Annotated in this window: 10 protein-coding genes; 5 read left to right on the top strand and 5 right to left on the bottom strand. The window is 62.6% G+C overall.

Going from position 1 to position 14229, the window contains the following annotated elements; translation table 11 throughout:
- Positions 1–14: 14 nt before the first annotated feature.
- On the bottom strand, positions 15–1001 hold the full coding sequence (locus tag K6T12_RS00275) for a thiamine pyrophosphate-dependent dehydrogenase E1 component subunit alpha (RefSeq protein ID WP_222218293.1): 987 nt from the start codon (positions 999–1001) through the stop codon (positions 15–17).
- A 440-nt stretch (positions 1002–1441) separates the two neighbouring features.
- On the opposite strand from K6T12_RS00275, the gene K6T12_RS00280 reads away from it, so the two are divergent.
- A complete protein-coding gene (locus K6T12_RS00280; protein WP_222218295.1) occupies positions 1442–3409 on the top strand; it encodes a sigma-54-dependent Fis family transcriptional regulator in 1968 nt (655 codons plus the stop codon).
- Positions 3410–3492: 83 nt separating this feature from the next.
- On the opposite strand, the gene K6T12_RS00285 is transcribed toward K6T12_RS00280, so the two are convergent.
- Positions 3493–4404 carry a LysR family transcriptional regulator gene (locus K6T12_RS00285; protein ID WP_222218297.1) on the bottom strand — a complete coding sequence of 304 codons (912 nt, stop codon included), beginning with the start codon at positions 4402–4404 and terminating at the stop codon, positions 3493–3495.
- Positions 4405–4488: 84 nt separating this feature from the next.
- Here K6T12_RS00285 and K6T12_RS00290 point away from each other — a divergent pair, with 84 nt between their 5' ends.
- Complete coding sequence (locus K6T12_RS00290) at positions 4489–5172, top strand: FMN-dependent NADH-azoreductase (protein WP_222218299.1); 684 nt, start codon at positions 4489–4491, stop codon at positions 5170–5172.
- Positions 5173–5328: 156 nt separating this feature from the next.
- Here K6T12_RS00290 and K6T12_RS00295 read toward each other — a convergent pair whose 3' ends face one another.
- A complete protein-coding gene (locus K6T12_RS00295; protein ID WP_222218301.1) occupies positions 5329–6477 on the bottom strand; it encodes an ABC transporter substrate-binding protein in 1149 nt (382 codons plus the stop codon).
- 35 nt (positions 6478–6512) lie between these two features.
- On the bottom strand, positions 6513–8273 hold the full coding sequence (locus K6T12_RS00300; protein ID WP_222218303.1) for an adenylate/guanylate cyclase domain-containing protein: 1761 nt from the start codon (positions 8271–8273) through the stop codon (positions 6513–6515).
- Between the two features lie 145 nt (positions 8274–8418).
- Here K6T12_RS00300 and K6T12_RS00305 point away from each other — a divergent pair, with 145 nt between their 5' ends.
- The gene (locus K6T12_RS00305) at positions 8419–9756 is read left to right on the top strand and encodes an ABC transporter substrate-binding protein (protein WP_222218305.1); all 1338 of its coding nucleotides are present in this window, start codon (positions 8419–8421) and stop codon (positions 9754–9756) included.
- A gap of 21 nt (positions 9757–9777) precedes the next feature.
- Entirely contained in the window at positions 9778–12654 is a 2877-nt protein-coding gene (locus K6T12_RS00310; RefSeq protein ID WP_222218307.1) for a cation:proton antiporter, read from the top strand.
- Between the two features lie 9 nt (positions 12655–12663).
- Here the strand turns inward: K6T12_RS00310 and K6T12_RS00315 are convergent, their stop codons facing one another.
- Positions 12664–13545 carry an AraC family transcriptional regulator gene (locus tag K6T12_RS00315; RefSeq protein WP_222218309.1) on the bottom strand — a complete coding sequence of 294 codons (882 nt, stop codon included), beginning with the start codon at positions 13543–13545 and terminating at the stop codon, positions 12664–12666.
- Between the two features lie 220 nt (positions 13546–13765).
- On the opposite strand from K6T12_RS00315, the gene K6T12_RS00320 reads away from it, so the two are divergent.
- Entirely contained in the window at positions 13766–14224 is a 459-nt protein-coding gene (locus K6T12_RS00320) for a (2Fe-2S)-binding protein (RefSeq protein WP_222218310.1), read from the top strand.
- The last annotated feature ends 5 nt before the right edge of the window (positions 14225–14229 follow it).

A 14229-nucleotide genomic window follows, 5' to 3' on the forward strand; every position in this document is an offset into this window, starting at 1 on the left:
GCACAGCCATGCGGTTATACGAAGACCTTCTCCAGCGCCTCTTCGGGCTCGGGATATGCACTGTCGCGGGCGAAGGCGATGGCACCATCGACCAGGCCGTGGGCGCGCGCGACCAGTTCGGCGTCGTCCGCATCGGTCCAGCCGATGCTGGCTTTCAGGTGGTTACGGAATTTGGGGATCGGGTCCTTGGCGAACAGCGCATCCTTTTCGCCTTCGGGCCGGTAGCCCTCGGCGTCGCCCATGAAGTGGCCGGCCAGGCGGTAGGTTTCGATCTCGATCAGGGTCGGGCCTTCACCCCGGCGGGCCCGGGCGATCGCTTCACCGGCCACCTCGAAGATCGCCAGCGGGTCGTTGCCTGGAATGAAATGACCCGGCATACCGTAGGCGGCGGCACGCTGGTCATTGCGCTCGATGGCGGTGGAGGCACTCTTGGCGACCGAGATCCCCCAGGCGTTGTCCTCGATAACGAACACCACCGGCAGCTTCCAGACCGCCGCCAGGTTCAGCGACTCGTGAAAGGCGCCCTGGTTGGCGGCCCCCTCACCAAGGAACGCCACCGCCACACCGCCCTTGCGCTGCAGCTGGCGCGACAGCGCGGCACCCACCGCCGGGCCCATCCCCTGGGCGATGATGCCGGAGCAGGAGAAGTTCACGTCAGCATCGAAAATATGCATATGGCCGCCGCGGCCACCGGACAGGCCGGTCTTCTTGCCGAAGATCTCGGCGGTCATCCGGTCCAGGTCGACGCCCTTGGCGATCGCCACATGGTGCGGGCGGTGGGTGGAGGTCACCACATCGTCGGCATCGAGGTGGGCACAGACGCCGACCGCACAGGGTTCCTGGCCGTTGGACAGGTGCATCTCGCCGGGAATCGGGCCATTGGCCATGTTGAAGGCCGGCGACTTGCCCTCCATGTAGATCTTCTCGATGGATTCCTCGAAGTAGCGGCTGACGAGCATCTGCTCATACATCCACAGCTGTTGTTCTCTACTTGGCTTCATGGAAACCACTCCTTTGTTATTTTTGCTGTTTCAGGTCACCACTGACGGGCCGGCGCCGGTGGCTCTCAGCGGATAGAGCAAGGCCCGTACCAAAAATATATCTATTTGTTTTTTATAGGTTTATTTTGAGAACAGGGATGACGGACAGGAGCAGCCCTGACAGAGTGTCGCAGCCGTTGCGACAGAGTGTCGCAGGGCTGCGCCAGATATCGATGCCGCCCCTTTTCCAACATTCACCTTGGAGTAGGAGGCGCACCTCGCGTGGTCCGGCAATCCGGCGATTGGCAGGCCGTAATCGCGCCGGAAAACAGGTGTTAATCGGCGCGCAAGACCACCGTATTCAACGAAAGGCCAAAGGGAACCCCGGTGGACAGCCCCAACGGCCGGGGCATAAGATGACAGGACAATAACAACAACATTGCGTGAATTTCGAAGCTGCCATGGCTGTTCGCAACCCATCCCACAACCGTCCGCCGGCAAGCGGACGGACAGAACGCATCGTCACGCCCGAGATCGAGGGCTCCTGGCGGCGCTGTATCGAGCAATACCATCTGGAGCCGGGTCGGGACCTGCGTGCCCCACGCCTCGGCGAAGCGGAGATCCGCAATGCCCGCGAACAGCTCGACAACCTGCTCTATTCCGCCGATCCAGTATTCGAACGGCTGCGCCAGCTGGGCGGCAACTCCGGCTACTGCGTGCTGGTGACCGATGCCAATGGCATCGTGCTGCGCCAGTACATCGATACCCAGCGCGGCCAGGAACTGGCCGACAAGGGGCTGACGGTCGGCACCGTCTGGAACGAAGAACTGGTCGGCACCAACGGCCTGGGTACCTGCCTGGCCAGCGGCGAGGCGCTGACCGTCTATGCCGACGAGCATTTCGGCCGCGAACTGCAGCGCTTCAGCTGCTCTACCGCGCCGCTAATTGCGCCGGATGGCGAGATGATCGGCGCGCTCGATATCTCCACCTACGCCCAGGGCGACAAGATCGGCCAAGGCTTGGCATTGAATCTGGTGTGCGATACCGCCGACCAGATCGAAGCGGCGATGTTCCGTCATGCCTATGCCCGCCACCACCTACTGGCGCTGGTCGGCTCGCCGATGGCCGATGCCGGCCAGGCCAACGCGCTGCTGGCGGTCAACGACTCCGGCTGGATTCTGGGCGCCACGTCGCCGGCACTGCTGCAACTGGGGGTCAGCGAGCGTAATCTGATCGTCGGTCAGGGGCTGGCGGCGTTGACCGGCGCCACCGTCGAGGAGCTGCACCGCGGCCCCGTTGCGTTGACCGATGCCGGCAGCCCCGGTTGCTGGCTGGTACGCCTGAGCGGACAGCTCACCACAACCGATAAACCGACAACCACAAACGCCCCTTCACCCGCTCCGCGCCGGCTGGACTCGCCGCTCTACCGGGCCGCTGGCCGGGACCCGCAGCTATTGCGCAACGCCGATATCTGCCACCGGGTACTGGAACGTGATATCAGCATCCTGCTGCAGGGCGAGACCGGCACCGGCAAGGAGGTGTGGGCTCAGGCGCTGCACGACAGCAGCAGCCGTCGCGAAAAACCGTTCGTGACATTGAACTGTGCCGCGATCCCCGAGTCGTTGATCGAGAGCGAGCTGTTCGGCTACAGCGCCGGCACCTTTACCGGCGGCCTCAAGGGCGGCAAGGCCGGCAAGATCGAAGCCAGTAACGGCGGTACCCTGTTCCTGGACGAGATCGGCGATATGCCGCTGGCGCTGCAGGCACGGTTGCTGCGGGTACTGGCCGAGCGCGAGATCACGCCGCTGGGCCAGGTACAGCCGGTCAAGGTCGATCTGCACGTAATCTGCGCCACCCACCGCGACCTGACCGAGCGGGTCGAACGCGGCGAGTTCCGTGAAGACCTCTACTACCGGATCAGCGGCGTGCGGGTGGCACTGCCGGCCTTGCGCGAGCGCCAGGACCGCAACGAGCTGATCGACAAACTGCTGCTGCAGCTGAGCGAGCTGAATGACCAGTTGAATGAAAAGGAACATCCGGTCAGCATCGACCCGCAGGCGCTGCAGGTGCTCAACCAATACCACTGGCCGGGCAATATCCGTCAGCTGAAAAATGCCCTGCAGTTCGCGCTCTGCATGTGCGATAGCCAGCGTATCCGCATCACCGACCTGCCGGACGAGGTATTCCCACCCGCGCCGGGAGAAATGACCGCACCAACCGAACCGGTCAGCAACGAAGCGCCACCGCAAAGACTGGTTTCATTAGCTCAGCCGCATGGCTCGGGGCCGCTGGCGCCGGATGAAAGGGCCCGGATACTGGCCGCCTTGCAACAGCACCGCTGGGTGGTGTTGCGGGCCGCCGAAGCGCTCGGTATCAGCCGCTCCACCCTGCACCGCAAGATCAAGAAATACGGCCTTCATGAGTGCTGAGCAAACAGCGTCCAGTTGACAGTTTTGGGCTAACGGTGCGAGGCCCGCTGGCGGGCACAGCGAACCTCATCAGGTTCCGACACTCAAGTTTCTGCCAGCTCGCGCATTAGCCAGTCGCGGAACCTGGTTACTTTTGCTGGTACAGTCCGCCCTTCCCCGCTACGAATGAGCAAATAGTAACCGAAGCCCGGTAACTGCCACTCCGGGCGGTAGGGCTCCAACCAGTGGCGTCTGACAGCGCCCTCCGCCAGCAGGTCGCTTACGAACGCCAGCCCATCCCCGGCGATCGCCGCCTGGATGACATGCAGCTCCTGGTCGAAGCTATGGCTCTGGACAGCCGCTGTTCGAGGCGCAAACTCCGCCAACCATTGCTGTGCTGCAATCTGCCGCAGATGTGGGTTCTTCCACTCCGTTTCATAAACGGTCACCGGTCGTCCTTCGCTAAAATCCCGCAATACGCTTTGGGTGCCGAACAGGCCGAATTTTTCCGTCATCAGTAGCTCGGCATTCTGATCTTCAGGCTGAAACCCATAACGAATGGCGACATCCACCGCGGATTGCCGCTTGAGGCTGATCGGCTGCTCATCGCTCTGCAGGCGTATCCGGATATCCGGGTGCAGACGATGGAAAGCCGCCAGCCGCGGTACCAGCCAGATTGCGGCAAAGGACGAGGTGGTATTCACGGTTAACAGACTCTGACTGGCGGCAATCTCCTCAACGGCGCTGTCCAGTGTCCGCAACGCCAGCCGGGCGGCATCCGCCAATTGCCGGCCGCTGTCCGTTAACGCCACCGCCCGGACCCGGCGTTCAAACAACGCTACGCCCAACTCTGTTTCCAGCTTACGGATCTGGTGGGATACCGCCGTGGGGGTAAGGTGCAACTGCTCGGCGGCCAACTTGAAGCTGCCAAGTCGTGCTGCAGTCTCGAATACCCGCATGCTGTTAAGGTTGGCAGGGATCTTCATACCTCTCCCACATAGATGATTTAAATTCATCTTTAAGTTTAAAAAGACCTTTTGTCAACGGCCGTTATCGAGCGGATGCTTAGCCCACCCCCACCCATACCTATGGAGGCAAGCATGAAAACAGTCCTGAAAATAGACGCAAGCGCGCGCACCTTGGATCTTCCCGAAGCCAGGCACCGCTCTTTGTCCCGCTCTCTGGCCCGGCACTTTTGCGACCGGTTGGCCACAGATCATAATAAAGTAAATTTCATCCATCGCGATGTCGGCCTGATGCCGCCGGCATTCATCAGCGAGGATTGGATTGCGGCGGTCTTCCGGCCGGAGGAGCAACGCAGTGACGCCCAGAAAGCCTTGCTGGCGTTGTCCGACCAGTTGATCGACGAAGTGGCGCAGGCCGACCTGATACTGATCTCCAGCCCGATGTACAACTATGGCATGCCCGCTTGCCTGAAAGCCTGGTTCGACCAGGTTGTGCGGATCAACAAGACCTTCGATTTTGATCTGGCGCGGGGCGACTTTCCGCTGGCCCCCACGCTATCGGGAAAAACACTGGTCTTGCTGACCTCCTGCGGTGAGTTCGGCTTTACGCCCGGCGGCATTCGGGCGGAGATGAACCACCTCGGGCCACATATCCGCACCCTGAGCAAATATCTGGGGGTGGAACGGTTTCACGAGATAGGGATCGAGTACCAGGAGTTCGGCGATCAGCGACACCGGCACTCCATCGAGCAGGCCTATCGATCCGTGGACAGATTGGTAGCGCAATTGACGGGGCTGCGGCGCGAAACGGTTTGCTGATCAGCCCCCTGACCGGAACCGGTAACAGCCCTGGAGCGACGGCAGCCGATTGGCGGTGGACTCGGCGATCCCCCAGCGGAAACATACAGCTTTGCTGATATCGGGCTGCGCCGAACGCCCCCATCCTACCGCCAGCAGCAATGTTACTGCACAACCTCAGGGCTCCACCCAGGCGCGGAACTGGAAGCTGCCGTCGCGCACTTCCTGCACCACGGCACTGCGCACCGGGTCGCCGGAGTCCAGGTAGTCGATCCGGCCGGTCACCCCCTCGTACGGCGGCATCGCCAGCAGGGCGTCGCGGATGCCCTGGGGTTCGACGCCGCCCAGTTGCATCGCCCGGAACAGCAGGCCGAAGGCATCGTAACTCAGCGCCGCCACGCCATCGGCGTCACGTCCGTAGAGCTGGCGAAAGTGATCGGCGAACGCCCTGATCGCCGGCTCGACACTGTCCACCGCGTAGTGGCCGCTGAAGAATGCCCCCTCCACCTGCACCCGGTCCACCGGTCGAATCTGGGCCCAGCTGTCGCCCCCCATCAACTGGGCATCGATCCCCATCTCACGGGCCTGGCGAGCCTGATCCGGTACTTCGCTGTAGTAGTTGGGCAGGAACAGCAGCTCGGCGCCGCTATTTTTAATTCGCTGTAGCTGTTCGCTGATATCCGCTACATCACGGGTATAAGCCTCGTAGGCGACCACCTCGCCGCCGAGTTCCTCGAAGGTCGCGCGAAAATACTCGGCTAGCCCCCGGTTGTACTCGCTGGCAACGTCGAACAGTACCGCCGCCCGGCTCAAGCCCAATTGCTGGCGGGCAAAACGGGCCATCAACCGCCCCTGGAAGGTATCGATGAAGGCGGCCCGGAACACCCACTGCTTGCCTCGCGTGGTCTCGGGATTGGTCGACGAGGGGCTGATCATCGGAATTCCCGCCTGCTCGGCGATGCGCGCTGCCGGAATCGCATTGCGGCTGGCCAGCGGGCCGACGATCGCAACAACGTTGTCCTGGTTGATCAGCCGCAATGCGGCGCTGGTCGCCTGTTCCGCGCTGTCCTGGTTGTCCTCGACATGCAGCACCAGCCGGTAACGCCGACCGTCAATCTCCAGGCCGCCGGCACTGTTGACCTCGCCAACCGCCAGTTCGGCCGCCGCCAGGCAAGCCTCGCCCATGCCGGCGATCGGCCCGCTGAGCGCCGCCACCAGACCGATATGCAACTCCGCCGGTTCCGCCTGGCGGTCGCTGCAACCGCCGGTCACCAGCAGCAAGAAAGCCAGTACCAGGCCGACAGCCTTGACAATGGGTTGCGCCATTCGACCTCCCATGGATGCCGATTATTCCGAGATGCTCAGCAATGGTGACCGACGGCGGCGGTCTTGCGCCCCTTCAGCATATAGGTGTGCATCTTGCCCTTGCCTTTGACATCGATGAACCCGCGATCACCGAATTCGTACTGGTCGCGCAGGTAGTTATAGGTCGCCTCGGTCACCTGGATGCCGCCTTTGAGCCCCTGCGACTCCATCCGGGCCGCCGTGTTGACCGCATCTCCCCAGATATCATAAATAAACTTCTTGGTGCCGATGACACCGGCCACCACCGGCCCGCTGTTGATACCGATCCGCATACTGAGGTCGGTCTGATGGTGGTGGTTGAAGCGCTTGATCACCGCCAGCATGTCCAGTGCCATCTCGGCGACCACCTGGGCGTGGTCGTCGCACTTGGTCGGCAAGCCGGCACCGACCATATAGGCGTCACCGATGGTTTTGATCTTCTCCAGGCCGCGTTTCTCGCAGAGGCTATCAAACTCGGAGAAGATCTCATTGAGCAGGCTGACCAGTTCCGCCGGCGGCAGGCCGGCCGACATCGGTGTGAAATTGACGATATCGGCGAACAGGATGGTCACTTCGGCAAAGCTGTCGGCGATGGTCTCCTCGCCGCGCTTGAGACGCTCGGCGATTGGCGCCGGCAGAATATTGAGCAACAGCTGCTCCGATTTCTGCTGCTCGGCGGCCAGCTCCTCCAGGGTGAATTTCAGCTGCCCGATCATATTGTTGAAGTTGGTCGCCAGCACGCCGGTTTCATCTTCGGTCAGTACCGGCGCGGTCTGCTCCAGGTCGCCGGCGGCGATTTTGCAGGTGGTATCGCTGACCGCCACGATCGGCCGGGCAATCCGACCGGCAATCAGGTAGATGCCGATACTCAGCAGCGCCACCGCCAGCAGCCCCACCGCGAACAGCATCCAGCCCAACCGATAGGCCGGCGCCAGTGCCTCACTGGCGGGAATCTCGATGATCAGCGCCAGCCCCAACTGCTCCAGCCAGCGGTAACTTCCGATCACCGGTACGCCGGCGTAATCGTCATAGTAGCCCGAGCCATTGATGCCCTGGATCGACTGATCGATCCCCTGACTATGCACGCCGCGCGGATAGCCCTCAAGACCAAAGCTTTCCAGCGACAGGTAGCGGTTATGGGCATCAACCAGGTAGGACAGGCCACTCTCCCCCAGCCCGGTCCGCCGACTGACGATCTCCACCAACACCGACAGCCGCAGGTGAGCCGCCAGCACGCCGAGCGGTTGACCATCGGGACTGATCAGCGGCGTGGCCACGGTGAGCATCGGGGCACCGGTTTCCGGCGAGGGGTAAACCGACTGCAGGAAGGTGCCCTTGCGCCCCTCGATGAAGTAACGATCGCTGAGCCGGTACTCGCCTTCATGGCGGGTATCGGTTGAAAAGAACACGCCGCCACCGGCATCGGTCAGCAGCAGGATTTCGGTCAGCTCGGTGGCCTGCGTGGTGCCCTGCTCAAGGAAGGTGGCGTAGAACAGTACTTCGGCCAAATGCTCGTAGGCTGCCTGCCGCTGGACGGTGCCGGGTTGTTCGGCCAGCAGGATAGCCGCCGCCTTGCGCAGGTCGTCGAGGCCGGCAATGTTCTGTACGATCTTGCGCTGATCGGCGACGAAACGGTTGATCTCAAACTCCTTGTGATCGGCCACCAGGTCGAAGCGGGAGATCGCCATCTGCTTCTGACTGGCCGCCGCCAGCACATAGGTGACCCCAGCCAGCGCAACCACCACCAACATCGAAACCAGCAGAAAATACAACGTCATTCTGGCTTTCAGGCTTTTCTTGAACAGCCCCATGCAACCACCTGCTGTGACCGTGTCCAACGCTGACGAACATCAACGCCAAACAGGCCCTAAACTTATCTAAGTATATAGCGGCAATCCCAGCCGCCCGTCAGGGAGCATAGCGATGACCCGCCCGTTCAGGGAGCAAAGCCCCCTGATTTCAACCGCCCGATTGCACCGGCGACAGCTACTGCAGGCCGGCATGGCCTTCGGCGCGCTCGGTGCCCTTTCGCTTCCGCTGCTGGCGCTTGCAGATACACCGACCGGCCAGGTCGCCGGGGTACTGAAGATCGGCGCCATCGGGCCGTTCAGCGGCCCGGCCGCCCAGACCGGCCGGGCGATGCAGCAAGGTATCCAGATGGCATTGGACGACGCCCGCGCCGACGGCGAACTGCCGGTCACCCTCGATGGTCAGCCGGTCGAAATCGAGATCGTCTGGATCGACAGCCGTTCCGACCCGCAAGTGGCGGTGGCGGGCCTGACCCGGGCAATCCAGCAACAGGGGGTGCAGATGATGTTCGGCGGCTGGCACTCGGAAGTCGGCCTGGCGCTGATGGAGGCGGAGGTGCCTTGGCAGATCCTGCACTTTGGCCATCTGGCGGAAACCCCACAGATTGCCAACCGGCTCAATCAGCAGCCGGAGCGTTACCGGGGCTGGTTCAAATGCTGGCCGTCGCCGACACATATCTCGGCACTCTATGGCGAACCACTGCAGTACTTCCGGCAGCAGGGCCTCTGGCGACCGGCCAACAACCGGGCGGCGGTGATGACAGAGGACACCGCCTTCGGCCGCGATTGGGGCGAAGCGCTGCAAGCCAGCTTGTCGGAAGCGGGCCTCGAAACCTTCCCTTACGACCTGACCGAATTGACGCAAACCAACTTCAGCCAGTTATTGGACAAGTACCAGGCGATGGAGGTTTCGCTGGTGGCCTTCACCAACACCGGCAACCTGGCGACAGCGGAATTCGTCAAGCAGTTTCGCCAGCGGGGCATCAAGGCGCTGCTGATCGCCCATGGTATTCGCTGGTTCAAGGACTGGTACAAATTGACCGGGCCTGCCTCCGATTACCTGATATCGCTGGATTCGGTACCCATCGCACTCTGGCAGCAGTGGTGGGTGCGTCGCTTCAAGCGCCGTTTCCGCGAGGACCCCACCATCGCCGCTGCCGGCCTGCAGTACGACTATGCCAGGATGATGGTACGGCTACTGAACGCGGCCGGCACGCTGGAGCTGGATACGTTGATACGCACCCTGCGGCGGATGTCGTACAAGGGTGTCTGGAACCATTACAAGTTCGCCAGCGAGCCCGGTCCGCGTGCCCGTTCGGCCAACGAAGTCATGACCGGGCCGTTCATGGAGGGATTCAGTTTTCCGCTGGTACAGCTGTTCCAGGGCAAGGCCCGGGTTATCTGGCCACGCAAATATGCCGAGCAGGCATTTCGACAGCCGCCCTGGCTGTAAAGGTCGCACGGAGGCTAGCTCATGCATGAGACGCTGCTACTGGTACTCGGATTGATCGGTCTGCTGACCATCGCCAGCCTGCTGTTGCCGATCGCCAACCGGATCAACTTCCCCTACACGGTGTTGCTGGCACTGGCCGGCAGCCTGCTCGGCGCGCTGGTGATGGCCCGTGGCGAGATGCCGGCCGGCGGTCTGCTGGGCGACTTCCTGCATGCCCTGGACGCGCTGGATATCACCTCCGAGGTGGTGTTCTTCGTGTTCCTGCCGGCGCTGATCTTCGAGTCGGCACTGAACATCAACGCCCGCCATCTGATGGCCGATATCGGCCCGATCCTGCTGCTGGCGGTCCTCGGCCTGTTGATCTCGACGCTGTTGGTCGGCCTGACGATCTGGCCGCTGACCGGCGTCGGCCTGGTCGCCTGCCTGCTGATCGGCGCCATCGTCTCGGCCACCGACCCGATCGCGGTGATCGCCATCTTCAAGAACCTGGGTGCGCCGAAGCGGTTGACCATCCTGGTCGAGGGCGAAAGCCTGTTCAACGACGCCACCGCCATCGTCACCTTCACCATTTTGGCGGCGATCCTGCTCGGGAGTGGCGAAGCTGATCCACTGTCGGCAACCGGCCGGTTCCTGCTGGTGTTCTGCGGCGGCATTCTGGTCGGCCTGGTCAGTGCCTGGCTGACCGCCGCGCTGATCGGCCGATTGCGCAACCTGCCCTTGGTGGAGATCACACTAACCATCTGCCTGGCCTACCTGAGCTTCCTGCTGGCCGAGCACTACCTGCACGTTTCCGGCGTCATGGCGGTGGTCACCGCCGGCCTGGTGATCAACTCCTTCGGCCGCACCCAGGTGTCACCGCAAACCTGGCATGCACTGACTGAAACCTGGGAGGAGCTGGTGTTCTGGGCCAACTCGCTGATCTTCTTCCTGGTCGGCCTGCTGGTACCCCGGGTAATGGCCGACTTCACCGCCGGCCATGCGCTGGCATTGGTGGCACTGACGCTGGCGGCCTTCATTGCGCGGGCGCTGGTACTCTACCTGCTGTTGCCGGCATTGAACCGGATCGGGCTGGGTCAGCAGATCAGCCTGCCGTTCCGAACCGTGATGCTGTGGGGCGGCTTGCGCGGCGCGGTGTCGTTGGCGCTGTCGCTGGTGATCCTGGAGACCCCCGGCATCGCAGCGGAGATAAAAATATTGGTAGCTTCGCTGGTGACCGGGTTCGTGCTGTTCACGCTGTTCGTCAACGCTCCCACCATGGGGCTGATGATGCGGCTGTTCGGACTGGACCAGTTGCCGGCGGCGGAACAGGCGATCCGCAACCGGGTGATGGCGTTGTCGATGAGCCAGATCAGCAGTGATCTGGTACGGGCCGCCCAGGCCGACCAGATCGGCAGCCAGATCACCGAACAGCTGACAGATGATTACCGCCAGCGGCTGCAGGCCATTGAAACCACCCTGTCGCAAGCCGGCCAATTACCTGATCCGGTGATGCAACAGGTCGGTCTGAGCGCGCTGACCAACTACGAACGTCAGCTCTACCTGGAACGTTTCAACGAGGGGCTGGACTCGTCCCGCATCACCCGCACCCTGCTGGCCCAGGCCGACGACCTGTTGGACGGCCTCAAAAGTGATGGCGTGGAAGGCTATCTGGAGGTGGTCGAACGCCAACTCGGCTTCGGCCGGCTGCTGCGTATGTCGCTGCAGCTGCAGCGAAAAACCGCCATTACCCGGCCGCTGGCACTGCAACTGGCCAACCGTTTTGCAGTCCTGCATGCCAGCGAGATGGTTTTGCACCGACTGCGCGGTCATTGCCGCGATAAGATGCCGGCACTGCTCAGCGACAGTCTCGCCCACCAGTTGGACGAGATGTTGGACGGCCGGCTAGGCCGCACCCGCCAGGCGCTGGACGCGCTACGATTGCAGTATCCGGGTTATGCCGAGACCCTGCAAAAACGTCACCTGGCACGGGTCGCGCTACGGCTGGAGGAAGCCAACTACCGGCGGATGCTGAACGAGCGGATGATCAGCCAGGAGGTGTTCAACGACCTGATGCGCGATCTCGGCAAACGCAGCCGGACGCTGGACCGCCAACCGCGCCTGGATCTGGGCCTGCAGCCGGCCAGGCTGGTCGCCCGGGTGCCCTTCTTCGCCGATCTCGGCGCCCAGCGGATCGGCGAGATCGCGCGGCTGCTGAAGCCGCGCCTGGTGGTACCGGACGAACGGGTGATCAGCCAGGGGGAAGCCGGCGATGCAATGTATTTCATCTCCAGCGGGGCGCTGGAGGTCAGTACCCGGCCGCAACCGGTGCGGCTCGGTAGCGGTGACTTCTTCGGTGAACTGGCGCTGCTGACCCAGCAGCCCCGCAGCGCCGATGTCACCGCGCTGGCCTACTGCCAGCTGCTGGTGCTGGCAGTGGGCGATTTCCACCAGCTGCTGGCTCGCCAGCCGGATCTGCAACGGCGGATCACCCATATCGCCGCCGAGCGGCTGCAGCCCGATACGCTGCTTTCCAAGGTACCCCTGTTCAGCGGCTTGGACGAACGTCACCGGCAACAGATTGCCAAGCTGCTGACCCCCTACCTGGCGGCACCGGGCGAACCGGTAGTCAGCAAGGGGGCTGTCGGTGATTGCATGTACTTTATCGCCGGCGGCAATGTCGAGGTGCAACTGGAACCTGAGCCGGTCAGGCTGGGGCCGGGCGACTTTTTCGGCGAACTGGCCCTGCTGACCGAACAGCCGCGCGACGCCGACGTGATCTCCAGCGGCTATTGTCAGCTGCTGGTACTGCCGGTACAGGGTTTCCAGCAACTGATGGCCAATGAACCGGAAATTGAAGCACTGATAAACCGGGAAGCCCGTCGGCGGCTGGCGCAGGAACCGAACGGTCGAAACAGCTGAGTGGGCCTATCAGGACACCGAAGTGGCCAACACCTGGCTTGGCGAATCGCCGAAGAACCGCTTGAACTCGCGGCTGAATTGGGACGGGCTGCTATAGCCGACCCGGTAGGACGCTTCACCGGCCTGATTGCCGCTCATCAGCATGGCGCGCGCCCGATGCAGCCGCAGGCTCTTGACGAACTGCATCGGCGGCATCGAGGTGACCTGCTTGAAATGTTCGTGCAGCGACGAAGGGCTCATGCCGGCGATTCGGGCGAGGGTGTCGATATCCAGCGGCCGCTGGTAGTTCTGCTCGATGAAGTGCACCACCGGCGCAATCCGGTTGGCGCCGCCGTGGTTGGCAACGCAGTTGCGCAGCAGGTGGCCGTGCGGCCCCTTCAATACCTCGTAGAAGACCTCCCGCTTCAGCGACGGCGCCAGAATCTGCCGATCCATCGGGTCGGTGAGGGTGTCCAGCAGCCGGATAAGGCTTAACAACAGCCGCTCGGTCAGCGCACTGGCGCTGACAATATCGGCCGACCGCGCATGCTCCGCACGACCGTGCTGCGCATCCATCTCCAACAGCAGTTGGCTAACCAGGTTGCGATCGATAGTCAGGCTCAGCCCGAGATAGGGGTGTTGCGCACTGGCATCGAGCACCTCAGCCTCGATCGGCATGGTCAGCGAATTGATCAGGTAGTTGTCCGGGTCATAGCCCTGGGCCTGCTCGCCGACATAGATCCGCTTGCGCCCCTGCGCCACCACGCAGATGGATGGCTCGTAGACCACCGGCATTCGCGGCATGGCGGTGGCCGATCGATACAGGGTAAACCCGTCCACAGAGGTCGGGTTGACGCCCTCCTGATCGGCGAAACGCAGGATTGCCCGGCCCAGGTCGGAATCTATTACCACCTCTTCCCCCAACTCAGATAAACGCACATGCCAGAGAATTATGGCACTGAGCTACGGCAATGCTCCATCCGGTGGCGGCAATTGCGGAGTTTTAGGCAAGTACTTTGGAGGATCGTGCTAACGACTCATGCGCCGGGCAGCGATAGTTGAAGGGATCATCTGTTATCCGAATATCCGAAGAGCCGCCCGGATAACCAACCTGAAAGCTCAGGAGAGCGTTATGGCTGTCACCATCAATGTAAACGGCGTCGACCATCCGGTGGATGCGGCGCCCGATACCCCCCTACTATGGGTAATCCGCGACCACATCCACCTGACCGGCACCAAGTTCGGCTGCGGCATGGCGCTGTGCGGCGCCTGCACCGTCTATCTGGACGGCCAACCGGTGCGTTCCTGCAGCACCCCGCTGTCGGCGGTCCATGGCAAGCCGATCACCACCATCGAGGGGCTCCAGTCGCCGGCGGCGCGCGCGGTGCAGCAGGCCTGGAACGAGCTGGAAGTGCCCCAGTGCGGCTACTGCCAGTCGGGACAGGTGATGTCGGCCACCGCGCTGCTGGAAAAGAATCCCAACCCGACCGATGCGGATATCGACGCCGCGATGAGCGGCAATGTCTGCCGCTGCGCCACCTATGCGCGGGTCCGCAACGCGATCAAACAGGCTGCCAAGCAGCTCGGCTAACGGAG

Source organism: Marinobacterium arenosum, from assembly GCF_019795155.1.
Taxonomy (GTDB): Bacteria; Pseudomonadota; Gammaproteobacteria; order Pseudomonadales; family Balneatricaceae; genus Marinobacterium_C; species Marinobacterium_C arenosum.